The sequence below is a fragment of the Wolbachia endosymbiont (group A) of Colletes cunicularius genome, from assembly GCF_964264715.1.
GTDB lineage: Bacteria > Pseudomonadota > Alphaproteobacteria > Rickettsiales > Anaplasmataceae > Wolbachia.
This window is the reverse complement of the sequence record NZ_OZ183471.1, coordinates 40,203-62,792: the sequence shown is the minus strand read 5'-3', so window position 1 is coordinate 62,792 and position 22,590 is coordinate 40,203. Positions and strand designations below refer to the sequence as shown.

Genomic DNA, 22,590 nt, shown 5'->3' with positions numbered 1-22,590 from the left:
GGGACTTAATTTTAAAGAAAGGTGGGGTAGATTATGATAAAGCTTGGTAAGAAAGAGGCATTTAATAAATCTCTATTAGAGAACTCATTTAAAAGTGTTTATGAAAGAGACGAAAATGGAAGAACAGTTCTACATTATGCAGTAGATGCAAAAACAGTGAGGTTATTAGCTGAAAAAGGAGCGAATGTGAATGCAGTAGATGTAGGAGGGTATACACCATTGCACTTGGCAGTAACAGCCCAGAATCTAGAAAATGTAAAAGAGCTAATAAGATCAGGAGCAAATGTTAATGCTGAGGAATATGGGAGTAAGAATACGCCATTACACCTAGGATGTATGATTGGTGAAAAAGAGATAGTGGAAGAGCTAGTGGAAGCAGGAGGAGAAATAGAGAAAGAGGATAAGTTTGGGCTGAAAGCGATGGATTATGCAAAAAACAGTAAAGAAGTAACTGAGGTATTAAAGAAAGAAACAGACAGAATTGAAAAGTTATTTGAAAAGCGAAGGGGAAAACCATCTACGAGAGGCTAAAAATATGGAGGAAGAAATAGAAAAAAAGGTAAAGGATTTAGAGAAAGAATCATTAGAAGAGCTGAGGAAAATATGGAAAAAGGTATATGAGAAAGAAGCGCCTAGATACTCAAAGAAATATCTGGTACCAAGATTAGCATATAGGTTGCAAGAGGAGGAGTATGGAGAAATATCAAGAAAAGGAGCAAAAAGACTAGAGTATCTGGCAGATCGGCTAGAGAAGGGAAAAAGAATAAGTAGTGACAAACTTCCGGTAGCAGGAACAGAGCTAATATTAGAAAGAGGAGAAGAGATGCATGCGGTAATGGTAACAGATAGGGGTTTAATCTACAGAGAAGAGTTTTATACGTCATTGTCAGCAGTAGCAGGGAAAATAATGGGAATGAGTTACAACGGACCTTTATTGTTTGGAATGCGTGATAAAAGTGGAAGTTGAGAATGTTAAAAGAGGTAAGGTGCGCGATATATACGAGAAAATCAAATGAGGATGGGCTAGAACAAAAGTTTAATAGTCTTGATGCGCAGCGAGTAGCATGTGAGAAGTATATAAAAAGCCGAGAAGGCTGGGTAGTATTGGCCAAAAGGTACGATGATGGAGGCTTTTCAGGGAGTAATTTAAATAGACCAGCGATAAAGGAGTTGTTTGAAGACGTAAAGGCAGGAGAAGTAGATTGTGTGGTAGTATATACATTAGACAGACTATCAAGGGAAACAAAAGATAGTATAGAAGTGACATCATTTTTTAGAAGGCACAGAGTAAATTTTGTAGCAGTAACGCAGATATTTGACAATAATACGCCAATGGGAAAGTTTGTGCAAACAGTGTTATCAGGGGCGGCACAACTAGAAAGAGAAATGATAGTAGAGAGAGTAAAAAACAAGATAGCAACATCAAAAGAGCAAGGATTATGGATGGGAGGAACTTTACCGCTAGGGTATGATGTAAAAGAAAAGGAATTAATAATAAATGAAAAAGAGGCAAAGACGGTGAAACATATATTTGCAAGGTATATGGAGATAAAATCAATGGCAGAATTGGCAAGAGAGTTAAATAGCGAGGGGTAACGAAAGAAGAGGTTTGAAGCAAAATCGGGAAAAGTATACGGAGGAGAAATCTTTAAAAAAGCAACGGTAAGGAGAATAATAACAAATCCAATATATATGGGAAAAATACGGCATTATGAGAAGCAATATGAGGGAAAACATGAAGCAATAATAGAAGAAAAAAAATGGCAAAAAGCGCAAGAATTAATAAAGAATCAACCGTATCAAGGGAAAAAATATGAAGAGGCACTACTAAAGGGAATAATCAAGTGCAAGAGCTGTGATGTGAATATGACACTGACGTATGCGAAAAAGGAGAATAAGAGGTATCGATATTATATATGCAATAACCATTTAAGAGGAAAAGATTGTGGATCAGTGAACCGAACAGTAGTAGCGGGAGAAGTAGAAAAAGAAGTGATGAAGAGAGCAGAACGCCTATATGAAAATTTGGAAGAAAAAGCGGAAGAGTGGAAAAATTTAAGTTTTGGAAAACAGAAAGAAGTGGTGAAGAAATTAATAAAGACAGTATGGATGAGAGAGGATGGAATAGATGTCTGTTCTGAGTCAGAGGAAAAATTGATACCAATGAGTTTAAAAAAGAAAGGAAATAAATGCACGGTAGTAGAACCAGAAGGTAAAACAAACAATGCACTACTGAAAGCAGTGGTAAGAGCCCATCTGTGGAAACGTCAACTAGAGGAAGGGAAATATGGAAGTGTGAAAGAGCTGAGCGTTAAAATTAATATAGGTACAAGACGTATACAACAAATTTTAAGGTTAAATTATTTAGCTCCAAAGATAAAAGAAGACATAGTAAATGGGAGACAACCGAGAGGTTTAAGATTAGCTGATTTAAGGGAAATACCAATGTTATGGAGTGAGCAATTGGAGAAATTTTATGGGTAGTGCTTGATTGAGAAATTAATAAGTTATTAATGAAAAAAGTATATAGAAGTAAATATTATAGAGGAAGAAATATAATGCTACAGTTCAAAAATACCGAAAACAGGAAAAATATAACCTATGAGTTAGCATGTAATGAGGGTAAATTAACAAGTAAAGACAAAAAAATTCTTAATTTGGCAAAGAAAATAGAGAAAGATGCAAGTGTTGTCAAAGAACTCAAAAAACTTGATAAAATAGAGGAGATTTTAATGGTAGAAATAGTTCGCAAATGTAAAGGTAGAAAAGAAAGACTTACGCTATTACAGCAAGCTTTACTTTATAGTCACAATGCAACTTTGGAATATGTTATTAAAAGAGCTGAGGAATACAAACTTTTTGAAAAGATTTCTGGTAAGAGAATTGTTTCAGAGCATTTAGGTGATCATGGAGAGCCAATAAACAGAACTTACAGTACTGTTGTATGTGAAAATGGTGCAGTACACAGAAAAACTTTAACACCAAGAGGAAAAACTCCTAACAATGGAACTATTATAGCTGAAGATAAGAATAATGAAAAAGTACCGGATCTAATTACAATAAACCAAGGTACTGCTGCTGTAGGTATATTAACTGAAACTGAACCATGTGAAAGTAGCGAAGGAAGTAAAAATTTCTCAAAAGAAACTGCTATAGAAGAATCAAGGGCTTGTGATATGCAAGAAGATATTGGGGAAGTTGTTGATGATTATAGAAATAATTTTGATTTCAAAGAGCAAAAAGTTACAGAAACTGGCACTCAATCATATGAGGATATTAATAAAAATAACAAAGATTTTCACCTAACATTTGAAAACAAGGAGAGAGCTGAAACCGAGGTTCCTCTTCGTAAAGAAAAAATGGTGTCAACACAAAGACTAATACCATTAGATCCAGTATTATTAGACGACGAATATATAGGTAATGTTAATCTAACAATGATAGAACATGCTGAAGAAAAAGCGATGTCAACAAGAAGACTGATAAAAGTAGATAGGTCATTATTAGACAATGAAGATAACAAAGACTTTCAACTGACATTTGAAAACACCAAAAAAGCCCAAAACTCCTCAATAGAAAATGCTGTGCAAGGACGCAATATTTCTGGTAGCTTTCCTTTTAGAAAATGTTTTAATAGTGATGCTGGAGGCAAAGAAGAAAATCCATCAACAAAAGCAATACAGCAAAAACGAGCAATCCTGGCTGGCAGTGCTGGAGTAGTATTATTGGTGGGTAGTGTTGCATCCTATATTATGAAAATGCATGTAATAGCCGTAATTGGCGGGATTGTTGGATTAGCGTGTATAGGTTTTGCACTGTATAAGCCAAATACCAAATTTGAGAAAGTGAAAGGTGTGGAACAGGCCTCAGTTTTCTTTGGATCAAATATAACATGATATAGTATTTTGAGTATTTCCATGGCATTGTTGAACATTGCTTGTCTCAAGTGAATTTGTAGGCCTATTGCAGCAGTATATAATTGCGAAAGCAACGAGACAACAAACCAGTCCAACTGTTATTCCTAATGTTAACTTTTCCAAGTAGAATGCAATAGCTAACCCAGAAATGACTCCAGCTATTGCGAATGCAGAAGAAACTATAATAGGCAACTTACTGCTTTGCGCATTTTGTAGAACCGGATTACTTTTGTCTATTTCACTAGGCTTTTTGCTGTTATCCTGAACATTATTCACCTGTTTAGAGTCTTCTTGACCAGTAGAAGCTTGTATGTGCTGATTGCTCTGAGTCACGTTCTCTTGTCCTGAAGTTTTAGGTTGCCCATTTTGCAGACTGCTATTATTTTTGAATATAGAATCTTCCTCACTATTTGTTGTACTTACCATAGAATGTTCATTATTAGTAACATTTTTATTTGTAAGCTCATTGCTGAAGCTAAGGTAATAGGTAGATGATAGTAACAAATCCTCTGGTTCCATGCTAGTGTTTAATGCTGTAACACTTGTTAAATCAAGCTCTTTTTCGTTGTTATTACTTTTGTGTACGAAAATACTGCTAGTTACCGGTCTTGCTTCAGTATTAAAAGTTTGATTTTGCTCTTTATTTTTCTTTTGACCAGAAGCTTTATCTCGTGTGTCGCTAGTGTTCTCTACCTCAGTGTTTTGCCTTCCGCTAAGCGCTTTACCCTCCTCATAACTATTACTAATAGACTGCTCTGCTAGAAAGCCCATACCGTTTAGTATATCATTCCCTTCCTTTCCTGTAAAGACATCTTCTTTTATCTGTTGACTCTTAAATTCTGGGCTTTGTAATCGTACATCACTTGCTTCATTGATTGTTTGGCCTGGAGATGCAGCGTCATTTGTTACAGCCAACGAAGCACCTTCAACATTTATGATAGGTGATCCTTTATTGTAGTTATTGTTCATTCTTTCTATTAGGTCAGACCGAATCTTACACAAAATGTCCTCAAGGCTTTTAGCTTTTTTATAATCTTCTTGAGAGATATAACCATAACAGTACTGACTGGTAGAATATATAAACCCTATAATAGGAGTAGCAGGATAAGTACCCCACGCCTTATCTTGTTCTTTAGTAAAGTTACCTACCATTTCTAATATTTTTTCTACTACTTTCAAACCTTTTTGAGGCGATACAGAAATAACATTATCCTGAATAACATCTACACAATTACTCAAAGCATCAACATTTTTAGCATTTATTGCTCCTTTTACCGATTCTACTACACTCTTTAGGTCGAGAGTTGGATTTTCAGGAATAATAACAAGTGATGATTCTTCATCATTATTTAAATCTTCTTGATCTGCAATGAACGACTGAGGACCTTCACCAATATTTGCAATGAGGGACTCAACAACTGCATTATCAGCATCTTTGAAATGTTTATTAATATCGTCAAGTAGGCTGTTGTCGTTTGCTTTGTAGTTGCTTAATTGTTCAGGAATAGTAAGTATTACTTTGCCATTTTCATAGTCTACTCGATCACTTTGAAATTTAAGTGTGAATTTCAGTGAGCTATTTGACCTACATATTTCTTTCTCTGGATTATTCAACTCTGCTACACATGTAATCTTACGGTACTCAATGTTTACAGAATCTGCATTACTATCACAAATATGTATTGTTTTTTCAGAAACTATTGGTATCAAATTATAATTGGCAAATATCGAATGCATCTGTTCATACATTGCAAACTCATATCCTGCTTGATTACAATGAGTAATTAATTCTTCCAGTATATGACCGTTTGGCACTTCTGCTCCGGCATGTTCAAACATTTTTATAAAAACATGTTTTGCAACCTGACGTTTATCATTTTGATTGAGTTCATCGTATAATTGTGTAACAAAACGACTATCTATAGGTTTATCGTTAATCATAAAACTCATTCTAGGTAGGTCTTTATAAGCTTGTTTACCAGAATTTGCATCTTTATTACTTTCGTTTGCTTTTACCTTACTGAGTAGACGTTGCGTAAGTTTAAACTCTAATTTGGTTATTGTGTTAGGACTGTAGTGAACTTCATTCTGATCTTTCTCAGGAAAAGAGTGAATATCTACTTGCTGATTTGCAACACCAATAATTTTACCTCTTGTCATGTTTATCCTTAATATAGATAAGCTTAGTCCAGTTTAGCACTAAATAGTAATTTAATCAAGTAAATTATTTAATTTTTCTCAAGAATGTAAAACATAACTATAGGTGTCTCGATATACACCTTGATTTGAATTTATACAGATACTTCTAAACTTACAATGTTATACCAATTTTCAATGATAATGAGACAAATAAAAAAGAGCGCTTTCTATCTATAAACGAAGGTTTAAGCTAATTTATCGAACGTTCTACTTGTCTTCCCAATAATGAATTTCAGTATTACATAATGATGTCATCAATGTCTGTATATAGTGATTAAAACAGCAAGCCTCCAAGCTGGAAGCCTGCTATTGGTTACTTTACATCAATTTTCTTAACATGTTTTTCCGACTTAGGTACACTTATATGTAATACTCCGTCTGAGAAATTAGCAGATATTTTATCTTGGTCTACATTAGCTGGAAGTTGAAAAGACCTATAGAAAGAACCATGATACCTCTCACGATGGTAATATTGCTTATCTTCTGACTCTTTTTCGCATTTCTTTTCACCTTTCACTATGAGATTATCGCCAGATGTACTAATATCTACATTTTCTTTAGGGATACCTGGCAATTCTAAAGATAGGCGATAGTTTTGCTCTGTTTCATACAAGTCACAAGCTGGCAATACACTGCCATCTCTTCTGAGAAGTCCAGGGTTAGTTCCCATAAAGAAGCTATTGAACATGTCGTCAACAGCTTTTTGCAGACCTCTTAAGCTAAAATTATCGCGATTATTGTTTTTATTTGAATGAACTAGATTACTCATGTTATACCTCCTTATCATTACTCATGCATTATGTAATCATTCTATTCACTAGTTTCAATACTGTGTGATGTAGTTAAAATAAACGTGGACAATATTTTCTAAAACTAAATTGATGTCACGCTTTTTAGTAATACTTGGTTTTCTGATTACAGGGATAGGTCTTGTTTATCCTCTAATACAAAAACTTGGCATAGCAGGCGATATCTATATTGAAAAAGGTGTTTTATTTTCCGATCACTACTTCAATTTTGATAAGCTTTATAATAAGCCTCGTTATACTACTAATGAATAAGTTTCGTTAGTGGAATTGAATTTCTGCCAAAGTAACCTTCGCCTTAATATTTCAAGATAGGCAACAATAGAGAAGTTTAAGTTATGCAGGTGTGGTTTAGAAGTTTTTAGTGAGTATCAAATTTTACTCAAAGTGTTAGAATTTTATGTAAAAAAAGATATTGACTTGTGACTTAATGATAACTAAGGTATGCCTAATTGATAGTTAAGGGGATGATATGCCAGGTTTCTTTGAGAAGTATAAATCGTTTGAGGAACAGGTTAATGCAGCAATAGATGCTGATGATGCCGAACTAGTGCAGGTTCTTTTGGGACCAAAGTATTGTCAACTTTGGCAGTATTGGTTAGTACATGGCATTGTTACATCTAAAGTATTAAACATGGAAAGAATTGTCAATTCTAAGCTGTTCTTGAGTATTATTGGCAAGCAAGTGAAGGTTCTTGAGGGGCAGAAAGATTTACTAGAGAAGCAGCAGAAACTACTAGAGAGTAAAGATGAACAAAACACGCAAGGTTTAAACCAAGGAGGTAATCAACAGATAAAAAAGAGTAGACATTTTGTAAGAGATTTGCTGGTTGCTATACGAGATGCAGCAATAGAGTGCAGGAATAGTATAGTAGAGGAATCGAACAAAGAGGTCGACTATCGTTCATTTTATGTACCTGATAATCTATTAAAGAATAGTAACACACAAGGAGATACTATTGATCAATTAGATGACCTGAATTGTGCAATTCAACAAATAAGTACAATATCGTCAGCAGAAAGATTAAGTTTAACCAAGGAAATTGATGGTGTCATTAGTGAGGTTAGTAATCAAATTGAAAGTGAAATTTGGGGGGAAAGTGATATTAGTACTAGGGTTTCATATTACTTAGGTAAGGTAGTGCATGGAGTGGAAAATGCTGTTAGTGGTGAAAATGGTCAGTTGCTTGATCAAGCTTTAGGTACTGTTCCAAATAATGTAAGAGTTAGAGGTACGCTTTTACCCTTGGGAGCTATTGCAAGTGGTATTGTAACTGTACTTAGGTATATTCCTGCTCCATTGCTGAAGTTACAAGAAAGTGTGTATGATAACGTTAATTCCTCAGCTTGTGTAAAAAATAATCTGGAAGAAATAGAAAGATTTATTCATAAGATTGAAAGTATAGCAAAAGAAAAACAAGACTTAAGCGACAGGCTGGTTGCAACACGAAATAAGATAGAGAGTCAAGTAGTAGAAAGAATGAATGATGGTAAATTTATCGACAAGAAGTTTGTAAGGGATATGTATGGAGCATTTCTATATAACTATCTCGATGGTGCGAGTGGAAAGAGATCTAATTTACTGTATCACGATATAGAAATGGAGAATGGTAATATCAAAATAGTAGCTGATAAAATTCTAGGGAAAGTTAATGCGGTAGACTATGAAAAGTTTGAAAATTTCTTAAATAGAGCACTTAAAAAGTCTAATCCTAATTTTGATGTAATTAGTGTGCTAATCGTTAATTCTGCTCCTCTATTTTCATACAAATGTACAGATCCAAATGTGAACAGAAACGTGGAGAGATTAATGAAGAGGTCTTTTCATACAATAATGATTGATGTACATAATTTACTATTCAACTTCGAAAGGCACTTTCCAGATATAGATGTAGATGTAAGTTTGGTATCATTTCTCCCCAACAAGGATGGTAGTTACACTCAAAGTTGTAAGAATAACATTATTTTAGAAGGTAATGAAAGATATAAGGAAATGATAGGTAAAGTAAGCAAGTTTATGGATGAGGTGGAAAAATTGGTGGAAGTAGGAGGATTGAACCGAGTAAGAGGGTTCTTGGGCATTCCATCTTTGTGGTATACTTTCTACGATTTTACTAAGGGTCTTTTTGTAGGACATACTCCAAGTTCAACTGAGGAGGGTAAGATTATAGATGAAAAGATTAGAGAGTTTTTATGTAAGGCTACACACTCTATTGCAGTTGGAAATGAAGGAATGATGAAAGAGTATATTGAAGATGCTAGAGAAAGAATGAAACATGAGAAAAATAGTGATGTTTATGAGCTATATAAAATTGTTACTGATAAGAGATGGAGAGATATATTCCGTGTCTTGAGTCGTACAAAAAGCGAAAAAGAGAAATATATCTGGAAAGATACACCTAATGAGCAAAAGTTAGACAATTTTATAAAAATCACTGATCAAAGGATAAGAGCTTTTAAAAATCTGGAAGAAAGGAGTAAAGCACGTGCAGCAGAAGAGGGGAAAAAACAGGCGGAGCAAATGGTAAAACAGGAAGCTCAAAGGGCAGAACAGCTCAAGCAAGCATTGGAGCAAAAAGATTTAGAGAACAAAGTAATGAAGAGTTGTGTGAAAAAGTTAGCAAGATTTGATGAAGAACTACAAAGTGCAATAGATGAAGAAAGTGAGGACAAAATTGTAAAAGCAGCTATAGGTTGTAGGATAAGGTCTCCAGAAGAGGTAATTGATGCAATAATAGAAGAGATAAAAGTTAATAGGGAGAAAATAATAAAAGAGGGAAGAGTAAGTGATGAGATAATCGAAGCAAGTGTAAGAAGTTTCTCAAATCAGGGTACTTCACTAAGTGATGTCAATATAAGTCAAGGTGTAAATGCAGGAATGGGGAGAAATTGATGAAGTATGCATCTAATTTACCTGAGTGGCAAAAAAATGTTGTTGAGTTCTTATCTAGTCGTAGAAAGTATCGATTATTTGGGTGGGAGTTTGGTCCAACCTTACTTGATGAGTTATATGGGATAAGCTATTATCATACAGGCTATGACTATATAAAAGTTGGAGTTTTTTTCACTCCTATAGTTGCTTTTTCGGCTGGGCTTGTTTCATTTATATCAACACGCAGGGTAAACCTTGCTGTGGCAATAACTTCTAGCATAATAGTGCTAGGGATTATAACAACACTTGCTGTTGATTATCAAATGACAAGGAGAAAGGCCGGGGTGGTGAGCCAAGGGGATTGCGTTGAATTGCTGAAAGCACTAGAGAGAATACCGCAGTATTGGTGGTGGCCGTGGGGTAAACAGATAAAGGATATTACGATCACTGAAGAACAAATAAATAGAGCAGTGAACTACAATGATTACTCGATTGCTTCACGTTTAATCTATTCTTTGTTCACTAATGTTGTGTTGCATCAATTTTATGTTGCAAGGCTAAGTTACCTTTATAATTATTATAAACTTGGAGGGAAAATGGTATTAGGGTCTGGTATATGGAATGAGTGGAAAAAACAAAAAATTTTGCTATCTAAGAAAAAATTAGCACTAACAGAAGTACCTGAAACTGTACAAGAAACATATAGGGAAGAAAATAGATTGGAAGAGACAAGTAGAATTGATAAATTAGTCAAGACAATATACAGAGTTGATAATAAAGAAATGAGTTTAGGTCAGGCACTTGATTTATTGCAAACAAAGTGGATGCTATTGTATCTTGATAAAAGCTTGGGTGGAGTGAGAAATAAAACAAAGAGTGAAGAGGAACATAACAAATATTTTGAAAGTCTTATTAAACAATTGACGAAGTTATCATTAACGTACCATTCAGACAAGGGAAAAGTTAAAGATGAAGAAATGCAAAAAATAATTAACCAGACTAAAAAAGCTCTGAAGAATATACATTCATACATCATGCAGGATGAGACGTTTATTCTTAATAAGGAGTGTTATTTATTGTATAGGATGTATAATCGCATACCGTTAAGTACATTAAGTAATGATGAAAAGAATGTATCTGGAGTAGTAAAAGTATCGTCCATAGATGGAATGTCTGCTTTGTTTGAGTTAAGTCTCTTAGCTTACCAGGAAGAAGGATTTTTGATGGTGGCAAGAAATAGATACTTAAATGACGCAAAAGCATCTGTAGCATCGCTTCGCAAGAAATTATTAAGTATAAAAGGCGCAGAGTATAGCGATATTAAGCTATTAAGCGCTGAAATAGAAGGTACACGAAAAATTTTTGATGGCAATTATAACAAATACGTAGAAGAATATTATAAAGAATGGGTAAATCGCTTACAGGGGAATGTTCAAAAAAGTGTGTCAAACCGAAAAAAAAGTAATAAATTGATATAAAAAAATGGAGGTTTGACAATGAGTCAGAAAGTAGTAAACAGAACTAACGGATTGGTAGATTATAAAGAGTTGGAAACAAATATCCTGTCGTCTATACGAGAAGGAAGACCGTTGACAGGAAGGGAGGGAGCATTAACACCATTTATAAAAAAGCTGCTGGAGGCAAGTTTGGAAGGTGAAATAGAAAACCACTTATTAGCTGAAAGTGAAGAGAATAATCGAAGAAATGGGAGAAATGGAAAGACTTTACGGACAAGTGCCGGTTCATTTGAACTTTTGACGCCAAGGGATAGAGAAGGAAGTTTTGAGCCGCAAATAGTCAAAAAAAGGCAAACAAGCTTACATCCAGAGCTTGAAACGAAGATTTTGAGCACATTTGCCAGTGGTATGAGCTATAGAGATATAGCGTCACACGTTGAGGAAATTTATGATCACAAAATATCGGCGGCAGAGATATAAAGTATTACCGACAAATTACTGCCTATAATCAATGAATGGCGTAGTCGTCCACTGCAATCAGTATACCCGATAGTATTTATGGATGGGATGTTCTTTAAGGTCAAAGAGAATGGACATTGCGTAAGTAAATGTATGTACAATATATTGGGCATAGACCAAAATGGCAGAAAAGAAGTCCTGGGCTTTTATTTGGCTGAAAGTGAAGGAGCTAACTTTTGGTTGGGAGTGCTAAATGACCTCAAAGAAAGAGGAGTAGAAGATATTCTGATTGCATGTGTAGATGGGCTAAAAAGCTTTCCTGCAGCTATAAATAGTGCGTTTCCTAAAGCAGAAGTACAGCTATGTATAGTGCATCAGATAAGAAATTCACTAAAATATGTATCCAGCAAAGATGTGAAAGTTTTCATGAATGATTTGAAAAAAATATATCGTGCTACAAGTAAAGAAATTGCTGAAAATTACTTACTTGAGCTGGAAGAAAAATGGGGAGAAAAGTATCCTTTAGTTATAAAATCGTGGCAGAACAATTGGGAAAATTTATCTGGTTATTTCAAGTATTCTAGCCCAGTTAGAAGGCTAATTTACACCACAAATCCAATTGAGGGGCTGCACAGACAGATCAGAAAATTCACTAAAACCAAGGGCTCATTTACCAGCACAAATGCCTTGTATAAACAGGTATATTGTGCTATAAAGAAGGTAGAGCAAAAATGGACTATGGCTCTGCCTAATTGGGCTTTAACTATGTCTCAACTTGATATTTTCTTTCCAGATAGATTGAAAATTGAGTTGAACTAAAAATGCGGTTTGACACACTTTTTTGAACATTCCCGAATAACCTGAAATCCTGTATCAACTATTTTCTTGGTAATCGTCAATAAACATCCAGTTTCCAATAAGCAGAGGTTTTGCAATTTACCTGTGTATCCTTGATCAGCAAAAAACTTATGTAATGTTGGAGCTTTGCATTTGGCTTGAACAAAAAGATTTAGTGCACCATCACGATCCTGAATGCTTGCACTTTGTACTTCAGCAGCAATTACAAGACCTACAGTATCTACAACGATGTGGCGCTTTCTACCCTTTACTTTCTTGCCAGCATCATATCCTCTGGATCCCCTTTTTGAGTAGTTTTTACTGATTGGCTATCTATTATTCCCACTGATGGAGTTTCATTCTTACCAATTATCTCTCTTACTTTTTTAACTAGAAAATCATGAATCTCTTGCCATATTCCACTTTTTTTCAATCGCTAATTACAACTATACACTGTTTTCCATGGTGGAAAATCTTTAGGCAGTTGTCTCCATTGACATCCTGTTCTCATCATATAGCGGATTGCGTTAATAATTGTTCTAATACTATGTTTTCTTGGTCTGCCGGTCTTTTTAGGTTCAAAATATAGCTCTATTATCTTCCATTCTTTGTCACTTATATCGCTTGGGTACATTTAAAATATATCTTATAACACACTTCTTAACTCCTTTCTACTTAGTTTGAAGACAGGCTCTTAGAGATGCCAGACAATTGGCAGCATATGCTGGAACTATACCACGAAATATAACGTCAGGTTCATCTATATGCGCTAAGCCCAGGTTAAGTAAATCCGGTTCACAAACATTACGCAAGGCGCTTTTCTTTCCAGCCGTAGTAGCGAAGAATCAAAATCCTATCATTATTAGCTTTTGCCAAAGACTAAAGGAGAGAGGTAAGCATAATATGGCTATTGTTGGTGCTGCGATGCGTAAGCTACTCCATATTATTTTCGGTATTCTAAAATCTAAAAGTGCTTTTAATCCTAACCATATCAAAAACTACAGAGCAAAGATGTTGGAGGACGGTTTAGTACTTTAGAATCAAAAATGCTTCCTTTCTATCTTATGTAAAATGGTATCTTATAGAAATTTATTTAATGTAGTTGGTTAGTGTATATGTTGATAAGTAAATTAATTTCATATATACAAAACAACAGAAATTTACTCATCAACATATACATTAACTATAATCTATATACCACTACACAGAATATGAATAGGAAGTGTTTTTTGACTTTACAATACAGCTTAAGATTCAATTTTTATAATTTTCTTGTTGACTTACAAGACGGCATCTTTCTATTAGTGAGATTGAAGAATTAAGTGGAAATCTGTGAACGGTTACATTACATAAAAGGTTTAAATATACTGGACATACTGATATACTTTCGTATTAAAAAACACCCAATAAGCAGAGTTGTGAGTGGAATAAACCACAAAATGTAAGTGCTAGGTGGGGTAGTTATAATTGAATTGCCGTAAGAATTTTTTAACTCTGAGATTATCTCTTCATCTGTGTATCCATCATTGATTTTTTTACGAATTGCTTCTCGCATATCATACGCAATCTGAGATCCAGATTCAGACAATGATTCGCCAGAACATATTGGACACCTTATTATTTCAAATAAACTGGTTGCTCGTTTTTCCATGCTTTTATCTCTGAGTTTATTATCCAGAGTAAAAGCGTTTACGCCTGAGTGAAATATCAATATGAAAAGTAAACTAACTACTGCTCTCATCCTTGGTTAATTGGGTTATTTTACTGAGTTGGTTCATAAAATCAGTGGTGGATAACTTTCCAATAAAGCTTGACCCTACATCATCATCGTACTTTATTGAAAATTGAACGCTGTCATCAGTTGTTTTTTCTGATAAGGAAGACATTAATTTTTCAAACGCATCTGAAGTTTTTGAGTCACCAATCATAAACGAGATTAATTCTTTATAATTTGATATAGCCACGTTGATTTTGTCTTTAAATGAAGACGTAACCAAATTATAATTTTGCATTCCACCATCTGCAGCAAGAGAAAAATTATTACTTTGAATTAAAAATTTCTCTATGTTGAAATTAACTCTGGAAGCTGAGATGTGGTTTACAAATTTGTAATCAAATTTAGTGTCGATACTAAGGTAACTTTCAGGACTTGCAGTATTTTTATACCGATAAATATAAAAATCAAATCCTAGTTTAGTATTTCCACTTGGTTCTTTATCGAGGTGAAATTGAATGTAATTGCTTTTATCATTCACTTCAGTTATAACACTTTGCTGATTTTCTGAAACATCACATTTTAATCCATAATCTGCGTAACGAAGTGTATCTATATAGTCTATCACGGTACTATTTCTGTTGAATCGCAATGAAGATGGTAAATCATTTAGTCTAACAACAAAGTGGCTGCTATCGTTTGTGTGGCATTTTATATTCTTTTTCTCATCACCATGAACAACAATGTTGACTTCATTGCTTGGTATGTAGATATATACTGATTTATCAAACAATCTATTTTTTATCAATAAAGCATCAGATGAGATGGTTAATTGCTTATTGGAAAATTTTGGGTTTGTCACACGGAAAATTAGGTTAGAAGGAAGTCCACTGAAATCATGTGAAATATCAAACTTTTCGTCGTTAATGTATAGTATTGCTTCAGCTAAAAGATTTTTTACCTTACATGCAGAAAAATACCAAAAACCACTATACGCTACAGGAATAAACAAAAGTAAAGAGATGATAATATAGATAAAAATCTTACGCATAGCTAATTATTCCCCTGTTTATCCAATGATATATTTCTTGTACCCCTTGGTATGGTTACACACAAACCGTCGATATCTTTTGTGATTTTTATTTGGCACCCAAGTCTTGATGTCTCTGTTAAGCCGAAGGCTAGATCTAACATATCGTTTTCCTCATCAGATATGGGATTATGCGTTTCTACAGCATCATAAAATTCTGGATCAACAATCACGTGGCATGTAGAACAAGCAAGAGAGCCTTCACATGCACCTTCAAGCAGATCTGGATCACTTCTGTGGGCTAAATTAAGCAGAGTTTCTCTCTCTGCAGCTTCATAGCTTTTCTTACTCCCATCAGGTAAAACAAAAGTAACAGATGGCATATTATTCCTATTAAAATCCTTACTAATTTCTCTGTATTCTACAGGTAATAACTAATATTTGCAAACTCTTTGCAATTCCAGTGCCTATTTTTTGTCATTCAAGTAGATCCTCTTCTGTCATCCAAGTAGCTGACACTGGTTTCCATCCAAGAGGGCAGTGTCCTCTTCTTGTCATCCGAGTAGCCCCTCTTCTGTCATCCCAGTGCGTGACACTGGGATCTAGTTTTCCATAAATGGTGCATTTTAACATAACTTTTATACTTAATAAAATTCCTAGATCCCAGTGTCTAGGCACTGGGATGACAAAGGAGGACAGTGCCAAGCACTGACCATTTCTGGTCTCTTAAATTGCAACTAATCTAAACATTAAGAAATTCACCAAACGAAAAAAAAGGCAAAAGAAGCCCTGGTCATTGTCTATTTTCAGTATTGGCGTTTTTTTATGTTTTAAACGTTTAATAACCGCGACTCAGCTGCTTTTTAATGCAACTAACCTTTAGTCATAAATGTTTAAGAAATAGTGTGCCGTAGAAGCATAAAGGATGCTCAGACAAAGAGCAAACTAAGTGCAAAAGCTACATAATAGATGAGGGTGGGCCCCTCAAAGCCGGTTTACAAGAGCAGGCTTTAAACAACCGTAAGCTGCTTTGATAAAGAGTCAAGGTAGTGAGAGTTACGGAAAAGGCACAATTATGTGTCATGTGTTAAATAGAGAGACGAACGCAAGTGAACCACTGATGAAGTGTCGAAACATCAAAGGTGACGTCAAAACCAGGGGGTAATTTCTAACTTGGGATAAACCTATCGGAAACTTGTTTACTGGGTAGGCGGCGTCCGGCATAAAGGTGGCGTGAATCTATTTTGGGCTATTGTGTGGAACTACGGGAACCTGTCGTTTCGATGACAAGGGAGAAATCCAAGAAGCTAAACTTCAAGGATGAGAGTACCGATGCGAAAAACAGGGGCGCGTAGTAGTGAAGAAATTTCTGTAATGGAAATGGAGCGAAGGGGCTGAGTTATTCAGTTTTATTAGTTGGGCAACCAGAAATGGGAGGAACTGACAAATAAAACGAGGCCATCAAATATATGACTGATGGCTGAATAATGGGAGCTGTGTGAGTCGAGAGGTTCATGCACAGTTCTACGACTTACTATTACCCACAAGTATAGAATGAATGAGCAAGTCTCCATCCTTCTGCTAAATCAAAGAGACGTTTCCATCCCTTCCACAAAGCTATAGGGCCTGGTTCTAAGTCATTTTTGCGAGCTAAAAACCCTCCTAACTTGGCCACCCACCTCACAATTTCTCTTATAGGTGGTGGAGTCTCAGGATAGTTTTTTGTCTTAAGCATTTTGGTATATAAAACCTTCCATTCGTCATCAGTCAGTATGACAGTGCAAGAAAGATTCGGATTTGTTCTAGCTACCAATGTGATAAAAAATATTCTCCATGCAATTATACTCATAATTGTAAGAAAGCGGATCAATCTATCTGCTGTTTGGAGCCTACATTCTTCAACTTTAAGACCGGATTTCAAAATTTTATGAAAAACCTCTATTCTCCATCTTAAGCAATACCATTGTATTTTTTCTACTGCTTCTTCAAAATTATTAATATTTATATTTGTTAACAAAATCCAGTTCATGGGCTCTTCGCCAAATGGGGGATATTTTTCTATAACATAGACAGCATTTAAATTTAAATTAGGAAGTTTTTGCGTTTTACGTCTAGCGTTGTTTTTTGATGCATTCATCACAAAGTTACTAAACTTTACTTCTAAAACTGTTGTTCTTTGAGGTTTGTTATCGCAAGCAGGAATACTCACTTGTATTTCTCCTTGGCAAGACATGCGATTCATCAAATCCCACAATCTTTCACCACCTTTTTCAGAATAAGTCGACTTCTTGTTTACTGTTCTGTTTTGATTTCCTCTTACTACAAAAAGAGATTGATTAGTGGAAGCAACTTCAAATAAATCATAAATATCTGCTTCTCTATCACAAACGGTAACTACCTTAACATCCTTTAATCCAGGATGTTTAGTAGAGTCTTTAAGTGATGCTATCCACCGTATGCTTTCTTTCTCTTCTATGGGAAGAGCAGTATTATGGCTTCTTCTTTTCAACTCCTTTAGGTCTTCAGCTAAGGGAGGTCTAGTACTAATTTTTTGATCCAATAATCCTATAGGTAGTCCTTCTGTTGTAACTGCAAACGTTGTATGCATCACTAATCCATGGGTTTTAAAATTAGTTGTTTTAGATGTTAATCTTGCTGCTATAATCCCTAATCCTTCGGTCTTTTTATGATTTTTATATGAAATATAACTCGTGTCCTGGATAGCTAAGATAGTTGAGTATTCTTTAGCTCTTTCAATATTTTTAATTATATGACTGTCTAATATCTTTCTTTCAGAAATGGCATCTTTTTGGAAAAATCTATAAGCTGCTTTACTTTGATGCCAATCTTCACAAGCTTGATTTATTGAACACTCAGGCGATTCAGCAAAACTATTAACTATTTTTAGAAGCCTTTTACTTAATCTTATATCACCAAAATTAACAATTCCAAATTCACTTTCTGCCCATTCGCCAGTTGAGGTATTTATAGTTCTTTTCATCATATATTCCATTTTTAGACCATAGATCTATTTATAATAGAAAGTTGAATTAGTAAGATAGCAGCTTTTTCTCCTTTTAGATTTATGGGTAATAGTAAGGTTCTGCGAGAGGCTGGCGGGGAAGGTCCGCTGGCCTACTCTCCCAGTAGAACTGGCTGTAAATTTTTATTCATATAATATGTATATTGAAAATTCTCCAGACTATTGTGAGATTTACGTTACGCTTAGAAATGCAACATTAATGTTAAAGAAAGCTGAGGAACTTTATGAAACAACAGAAAGAACAAACTCAAAAATAGTTGATATATCAGTTGATAACAATACTGGTAAATTGTTGCTTACACCTATAAATCTATAAATATGTACAATTGCTATAAAGATTTATGCATATGCCTTTATCTTTAAGATTGTTTACCAAGTATGAACATCAGCTCATCCCATTCTCTTTTACCAATATTACTTTCTTCTCTAGTAACGTTTTCCCCTTTAATTAATTTGCGAATTATTTCTAGACCAGTTCTTGAAATACAAGCTGATTCTAGGCAATATTCAACAAAGGCATTGTAGGCCAGTGGAACCCATTTTTTTATTATATCCAACATAACTTCTGCATAAACTCTGATTTCATATTGGGCGTGCTTATCAGCTCTAAGCTTCAAAAAATGAAGAAGGTTATGCAGATCTATTTTCCAATAAAATTGTGTGTAGTAATTAAGCGTTAGGTTGGTTCGGGCAATTTCTCTTGCAAGCCCCTGCTCAATAAATTTTTCATAATGAGAATATACTGAATTAGAGTTATTTGTTAGAGAATCCATTATTTCCTTTGAGGTGCCCGAATCAAAAGCTTCCCCGCTACCTTGTTTATTATTATCAGATTGTTTTGCAACCTGTTCTGGTTTTGGTATATAAAATTCATTATCAAGTATTGAATACCTTGCTGAATACTCATTCACATTTGCAGTTCTATGCCTTATCCATTGCCTTGCAACAAAAATTGGAAGTTTCACGTGAAACTTAATTTCACACATTTCAAATGGAGTTGTATGGTGATGTCTCATTAAATACTTTATAAGTGCTTCATCTTGACTGATTTGTTTTGTTCCCTTGCCATAAGAAACACGAGCAGCTTGAACTATAGCGCTATCAGAGCCCATATAATCCACTACTCGAATAAATCCATGGTCTAATACCTTATGTTTTCCATATAAGATTTCATCTATTTCTTTTACTGTAGTTCGTTTAGTTGCTTCATTCATAAAATATCCTCAAGATGAAATGGAGATATCAGCTCCACATGAATTGAGTTTTTCGTGCATTGCTTCATATCCTCTCCATAAATGATGCGAATTATTTATTGTAGTTTCTCCACCAGCTACCAAAGAAGCAAGTACCAAAGCTGCTGTTGACCTTAAGTCAGTGGCACACAGATTAGCTCCAGATAAGCTTTTTATTCCACTTATAGTAGCTTTGCTTTTCTCGATGCTGATATTAGCGCCTAACTTTCTCAATTCATCTACATGCGCAAATCTGTTTTCAAAAATGTTCTCTTCAATTACTGATATCCCATCAGCGATGCACATTGCAGACATCAGTTGTGGTTGCATATCACTGGGAAAGTTGGGGTATGGATCTGTTGCAATGTTAGCAGACCTAATAGAGCAATTTTTTCTGGAAATCATAACCCCCTCATTATATAGTTCAACATTAGCCCCTATAGCCTTCAATTCATTCACAATACATCTTATATCAGATAGACTTATTCCTTCTAACTCCAACTTACCACCGGTTATTATAGCAGTTAGCGCATAGGTGCCTGCTTCTATGCGATCTGGTATTATTTTATGAACACATCCATTTAATGCTTCAACTCCTGTTATTGTGATCCTTGTATCACTAATCTCAATATTAGCACCCATTTTCTTTAGGAACTCTATTAAATCAAGAACTTCCGGCTCCGTTGCAGCATTGTTTATTATTGTCACTCCTTCTGCAAGTGTTGCTGACATTATTACATTTTCTGTTGCACCAACGCTTATTTTCTCAAGTGTAACTTTTTTTCCTTGTAGCTTTCCTTTCACTGTTGCAATTATATTACAGCCTTCAACTTCAATTTTAGCTCCCATTTCTTCTAATGCTTTGATATGCATATCAACGGGACGCTTTCCGATATTGCATCCACCAGGAAAGACTGTTGTGATTTTACCAAATCTACTGAGAATTGGACCTAGCATTAAAAGAGATGCTCGCAGCTTACTTGCAGTTTCGTGTGACATCACGTGATTGTTGATATTACTGCAGTCAATTTCCAAAGTATGATTTGCTTTATAATTTTTATTGCGTGTAAAATTCACTTTCGCTCCAAGACTCTCAAGCAGCTTAGACATTAGATGCACATCAATTAAATCAGGTACATTATGCAAAATTACCGAGAAGCTACACAATAGACTTGCTGCCATTATTGGTAAAACAGCATTTTTTGAGCCATTAATCTTGATTTTTCCGACCAGAGGTTTATGGTTACTACTTACTAATATTTTGTGCATTTAATTAAGCTAGATCTTACCAAATAAGTATAGTAAATCGACAGTAAAAGGCAAATTACAGATAATATAGCTATCACAGATCATAATGTTCGTACATTTTAGCTATTCAGCAGCAAAATTGATTACACTTGTCCAAAGATGAGCGATGCATTAGTGCCACCAAAACCAAACGAATTAGAAAGTGCATATTGAATTTTATGCTCCTGAGCTTTAAACGGTACAAAATTTAAATCACATCCTTCTGAAGGTTTATGTAAATTTAAGGTTGGCGGAATAATTCCATTATTTAACGCAAGAATACTAAATATTGCTTCAACGCTCCCTGCAGCACCAAGTAAATGTCCTATAGAAGATTTAGTTGAAGAAACAGGTATTTTATAAACGTAGTCACCAAATAACTGTTTCATTGCTATTACTTCAATTTTATCTCCAAGTGGCGTTGAAGTTCCATGTGCATTGATATATCCTACTTGATTTGGATTAATTTGCGCACTTTTTAAGGCAAGCTGCATTGCCTTAAATGCGCCTCTTCCTTCTGGATGTGGTGCTGTAATGTGGTGCGCATCTCCTGTGAGTCCGTATCCAGTAAGTTCTGCATGTATTTTTGCCCCCCTTTTTTTTGCATGTTCGTATTCCTCCAGCACCAATATACCTGCTCCTTCACCCATAACAAAACCATCGCGTTCTGCATCCCATGGCCTTGAAGCTTCTTCCGGTTTATCATTGAATTTAGTTGATAATGCCTTCATAGACGCAAAACCTGCAATTCCAACTCTACACAGTGCACTTTCTGCTCCACCTGTAATCATAATATCCGCTTCACCAAGTTTTATAGTTCTTGCTGAATTTATGATTGCATGCGCACCTGTTGCACATGCGGTTACTGCTGAATCGTTTGGACCTGTAAATTCGTATTTAATAGAAATATGGCCAGATACCAAATTTATTAGACTTGCAGGGACAAAAAATGGACTGACACGTCTGGGCCCTTTTTCCTGCATGGTAATAACATTTTCCTGAATTGACGGAAGACCACCTATACCAGAGCCAATAGTTACGCCAACACGTTCTCTATCTACTTTTGAATCTTCTAAAGATGAATCTTCTACAGCTTGAATCGCTGCTGCAATGCCGTAATGAATAAAACGATCCGTTCTTTTTAGATCTTTTTCAAAAATATAACCTACAGGATTAAAGTAATTCTCAATGTTATCGGATTGCACAGGCACCTGCCCTGCAACCTTGCAAGCAAGATCAGAAGAGTCAAATCTACCTGTATTGATTGCTTTTATGCCAGACTCGCCTTTTATCAGCCTTGACCAACTGTTGTCAACATCTGCCGCTAGTGGAGTGATTAAACCAACACCAGTGACTACTACTCTTCTGCTCATTTAACACTAACTATTAGCCTTTTTTACTATTAATGTACTCAACTATTTGCTCCATAGTTTCCATTTTTTGTGCGTCTTCATCTGGAATTTCTATTCCGAACTCTTCTTCTGCTGCCATGATGATTTCAACTGCATCTAAACTGTCTGCACCATGCTCCGAAAGCTTTGAAGAGCTGTTGAATTTCTCTACATCCTTACTAATGTGCTCTAGTATAATCTTTTTCACTTTCCCTTCTATGTCTTCTCTAGTGCTCTTTGCTAGTTCGCTATTCACATTTCTTACCAAAAAAATAACCTATTCTTTGATGTTATAAAAAATTTTTATGTTTGCAATATCTTTTATAACTGGTAAACTACAGCAAAG

At 35.1% G+C, this 22,590-nt stretch carries 20 protein-coding genes and 3 pseudogenes; 10 read left to right on the top strand and 13 right to left on the bottom strand.

What is annotated here, in order from left to right; genetic code table 11:
- Positions 1-33 precede the first annotated feature (33 nt).
- From ACFELZ_RS00390 to ACFELZ_RS00375, 4 genes and pseudogenes are all read left to right on the top strand, one after another.
- Positions 34-531 carry an ankyrin repeat domain-containing protein gene (locus ACFELZ_RS00390; RefSeq protein ID WP_341814253.1) on the top strand — a complete coding sequence of 166 codons (498 nt, stop codon included), beginning with the start codon at positions 34-36 and terminating at the stop codon, positions 529-531.
- Between the two features lie 4 nt (positions 532-535).
- Positions 536-967, top strand: a complete 432-nt coding sequence (locus ACFELZ_RS00385; protein ID WP_265027449.1) for a DUF2924 domain-containing protein — start codon at positions 536-538, stop codon at positions 965-967.
- Positions 968-969: 2 nt separating this feature from the next.
- Positions 970-2,484: pseudogene (locus tag ACFELZ_RS00380) on the top strand (recombinase family protein).
- Between the two features lie 29 nt (positions 2,485-2,513).
- Positions 2,514-3,896: a hypothetical protein gene (locus tag ACFELZ_RS00375; RefSeq protein WP_375315988.1), complete on the top strand. Its 1,383-nt coding sequence runs from the start codon at positions 2,514-2,516 to the stop codon at positions 3,894-3,896.
- Here ACFELZ_RS00375 and ACFELZ_RS00370 read toward each other — a convergent pair.
- Positions 3,882-6,077: a hypothetical protein gene (locus ACFELZ_RS00370; RefSeq protein WP_375315987.1), complete on the bottom strand. Its 2,196-nt coding sequence runs from the start codon at positions 6,075-6,077 to the stop codon at positions 3,882-3,884. The genes ACFELZ_RS00375 and ACFELZ_RS00370 overlap by 15 nt on opposite strands.
- A gap of 352 nt (positions 6,078-6,429) precedes the next feature.
- Positions 6,430-6,885 carry an Hsp20/alpha crystallin family protein gene (locus ACFELZ_RS00365; protein ID WP_375315962.1) on the bottom strand — a complete coding sequence of 152 codons (456 nt, stop codon included), beginning with the start codon at positions 6,883-6,885 and terminating at the stop codon, positions 6,430-6,432.
- 218 nt (positions 6,886-7,103) lie between these two features.
- On the opposite strand from ACFELZ_RS00365, the gene ACFELZ_RS00360 reads away from it, so the two are divergent.
- The 4 genes and pseudogenes from ACFELZ_RS00360 to ACFELZ_RS00345 all read left to right on the top strand — a co-directional run bounded on the left by ACFELZ_RS00360 (position 7,104) and on the right by ACFELZ_RS00345 (position 12,529).
- Entirely contained in the window at positions 7,104-7,187 is an 84-nt protein-coding gene (locus tag ACFELZ_RS00360) for a hypothetical protein (RefSeq protein ID WP_353286141.1), read from the top strand.
- 207 nt (positions 7,188-7,394) lie between these two features.
- Entirely contained in the window at positions 7,395-9,815 is a 2,421-nt protein-coding gene (locus ACFELZ_RS00355; RefSeq protein ID WP_375315961.1) for a hypothetical protein, read from the top strand.
- Positions 9,815-11,272: a hypothetical protein gene (locus tag ACFELZ_RS00350; RefSeq protein WP_375316254.1), complete on the top strand. Its 1,458-nt coding sequence runs from the start codon at positions 9,815-9,817 to the stop codon at positions 11,270-11,272. Before ACFELZ_RS00355 ends, ACFELZ_RS00350 begins: the two co-directional genes overlap by 1 nt.
- Before the next feature lie 18 nt (positions 11,273-11,290).
- Positions 11,291-12,529 (top strand): annotated as a pseudogene (locus ACFELZ_RS00345) (IS256 family transposase).
- On the opposite strand, the gene ACFELZ_RS00340 reads toward ACFELZ_RS00345, so the two are convergent.
- From ACFELZ_RS00340 to ACFELZ_RS00330, 3 genes are read right to left on the bottom strand one after another with little or no spacing between them, the layout of a single operon-like run.
- On the bottom strand, positions 12,526-12,798 hold the full coding sequence (locus ACFELZ_RS00340; protein ID WP_375316726.1) for a hypothetical protein: 273 nt from the start codon (positions 12,796-12,798) through the stop codon (positions 12,526-12,528). The pseudogene ACFELZ_RS00345 and the gene ACFELZ_RS00340 sit on opposite strands and share 4 nt — an antisense overlap.
- Positions 12,799-12,815: 17 nt before the next feature.
- A complete protein-coding gene (locus ACFELZ_RS00335; RefSeq protein WP_375315781.1) occupies positions 12,816-12,980 on the bottom strand; it encodes a hypothetical protein in 165 nt (54 codons plus the stop codon).
- 3 nt (positions 12,981-12,983) lie between these two features.
- Complete coding sequence (locus ACFELZ_RS00330; protein WP_375315805.1) at positions 12,984-13,181, bottom strand: transposase; 198 nt, start codon at positions 13,179-13,181, stop codon at positions 12,984-12,986.
- Positions 13,182-13,234: 53 nt separating this feature from the next.
- Between ACFELZ_RS00330 and ACFELZ_RS00325 the strand changes: the two are divergent.
- A pseudogene (locus ACFELZ_RS00325) lies at positions 13,235-13,585 on the top strand (transposase); the annotation flags it as partial.
- A 307-nt stretch (positions 13,586-13,892) separates the two neighbouring features.
- On the opposite strand, the gene ACFELZ_RS00320 reads toward ACFELZ_RS00325, so the two are convergent.
- The 4 genes from ACFELZ_RS00320 to ACFELZ_RS00300 form a co-directional block, all read right to left on the bottom strand.
- Entirely contained in the window at positions 13,893-14,288 is a 396-nt protein-coding gene (locus ACFELZ_RS00320) for a cytochrome c-type biogenesis protein CcmH (RefSeq protein WP_264735675.1), read from the bottom strand.
- Positions 14,272-15,312 carry a hypothetical protein gene (locus ACFELZ_RS00315; protein WP_375316253.1) on the bottom strand — a complete coding sequence of 347 codons (1,041 nt, stop codon included), beginning with the start codon at positions 15,310-15,312 and terminating at the stop codon, positions 14,272-14,274. The genes ACFELZ_RS00320 and ACFELZ_RS00315 overlap by 17 nt, the downstream gene beginning before the upstream one ends.
- Positions 15,313-15,314: 2 nt before the next feature.
- A complete protein-coding gene (locus ACFELZ_RS00310) occupies positions 15,315-15,674 on the bottom strand; it encodes a ferredoxin family 2Fe-2S iron-sulfur cluster binding protein (RefSeq protein WP_375316252.1) in 360 nt (119 codons plus the stop codon).
- A gap of 1,154 nt (positions 15,675-16,828) precedes the next feature.
- On the bottom strand, positions 16,829-18,295 hold the full coding sequence (locus ACFELZ_RS00300) for an IS4 family transposase (protein ID WP_375316680.1): 1,467 nt from the start codon (positions 18,293-18,295) through the stop codon (positions 16,829-16,831).
- A gap of 175 nt (positions 18,296-18,470) precedes the next feature.
- On the opposite strand from ACFELZ_RS00300, the gene ACFELZ_RS00295 reads away from it, so the two are divergent.
- Positions 18,471-18,650 carry a hypothetical protein gene (locus ACFELZ_RS00295; protein WP_375316251.1) on the top strand — a complete coding sequence of 60 codons (180 nt, stop codon included), beginning with the start codon at positions 18,471-18,473 and terminating at the stop codon, positions 18,648-18,650.
- A 43-nt stretch (positions 18,651-18,693) separates the two neighbouring features.
- On the opposite strand, the gene thyX is transcribed toward ACFELZ_RS00295, so the two are convergent.
- From thyX to acpP, 4 genes are all read right to left on the bottom strand, one after another.
- Entirely contained in the window at positions 18,694-19,548 is an 855-nt protein-coding gene (gene thyX, locus ACFELZ_RS00290; RefSeq protein ID WP_375316250.1) for an FAD-dependent thymidylate synthase, read from the bottom strand.
- Positions 19,549-19,557: 9 nt separating this feature from the next.
- Complete coding sequence (gene murA / locus ACFELZ_RS00285) at positions 19,558-20,835, bottom strand: UDP-N-acetylglucosamine 1-carboxyvinyltransferase (RefSeq protein WP_375316249.1); 1,278 nt, start codon at positions 20,833-20,835, stop codon at positions 19,558-19,560.
- A 122-nt stretch (positions 20,836-20,957) separates the two neighbouring features.
- Entirely contained in the window at positions 20,958-22,226 is a 1,269-nt protein-coding gene (gene fabF / locus ACFELZ_RS00280; RefSeq protein ID WP_375316248.1) for a beta-ketoacyl-ACP synthase II, read from the bottom strand.
- 13 nt (positions 22,227-22,239) lie between these two features.
- Positions 22,240-22,464, bottom strand: coding sequence for an acyl carrier protein (gene acpP / locus ACFELZ_RS00275; RefSeq protein ID WP_375316724.1), 225 nt, complete (start codon positions 22,462-22,464; stop codon positions 22,240-22,242).
- Between the last annotated feature and the right edge of the window lie 126 nt (positions 22,465-22,590).

Coding starts and splice junctions, on each gene's coding strand:
- ACFELZ_RS00390 (WP_341814253.1), top strand. CDS start 34: ATGATAAAGCTTGGTAAGAAAGAGGCATTTAATAAATCTCTATTAGAG.
- ACFELZ_RS00385 (WP_265027449.1), top strand. CDS start 536: ATGGAGGAAGAAATAGAAAAAAAGGTAAAGGATTTAGAGAAAGAATCA.
- ACFELZ_RS00375 (WP_375315988.1), top strand. CDS start 2,514: ATGAAAAAAGTATATAGAAGTAAATATTATAGAGGAAGAAATATAATG.
- ACFELZ_RS00370 (WP_375315987.1), bottom strand. CDS start 6,077: ATGACAAGAGGTAAAATTATTGGTGTTGCAAATCAGCAAGTAGATATT.
- ACFELZ_RS00365 (WP_375315962.1), bottom strand. CDS start 6,885: ATGAGTAATCTAGTTCATTCAAATAAAAACAATAATCGCGATAATTTT.
- ACFELZ_RS00355 (WP_375315961.1), top strand. CDS start 7,395: ATGCCAGGTTTCTTTGAGAAGTATAAATCGTTTGAGGAACAGGTTAAT.
- ACFELZ_RS00350 (WP_375316254.1), top strand. CDS start 9,815: ATGAAGTATGCATCTAATTTACCTGAGTGGCAAAAAAATGTTGTTGAG.
- ACFELZ_RS00330 (WP_375315805.1), bottom strand. CDS start 13,181: ATGTACCCAAGCGATATAAGTGACAAAGAATGGAAGATAATAGAGCTA.
- ACFELZ_RS00320 (WP_264735675.1), bottom strand. CDS start 14,288: ATGAGAGCAGTAGTTAGTTTACTTTTCATATTGATATTTCACTCAGGC.
- ACFELZ_RS00315 (WP_375316253.1), bottom strand. CDS start 15,312: ATGCGTAAGATTTTTATCTATATTATCATCTCTTTACTTTTGTTTATT.
- ACFELZ_RS00310 (WP_375316252.1), bottom strand. CDS start 15,674: ATGCCATCTGTTACTTTTGTTTTACCTGATGGGAGTAAGAAAAGCTAT.
- ACFELZ_RS00300 (WP_375316680.1), bottom strand. CDS start 18,295: ATGATGAAAAGAACTATAAATACCTCAACTGGCGAATGGGCAGAAAGT.
- ACFELZ_RS00295 (WP_375316251.1), top strand. CDS start 18,471: ATGTATATTGAAAATTCTCCAGACTATTGTGAGATTTACGTTACGCTT.
- thyX (WP_375316250.1), bottom strand. CDS start 19,548: ATGAATGAAGCAACTAAACGAACTACAGTAAAAGAAATAGATGAAATC.
- murA (WP_375316249.1), bottom strand. CDS start 20,835: ATGCACAAAATATTAGTAAGTAGTAACCATAAACCTCTGGTCGGAAAA.
- fabF (WP_375316248.1), bottom strand. CDS start 22,226: ATGAGCAGAAGAGTAGTAGTCACTGGTGTTGGTTTAATCACTCCACTA.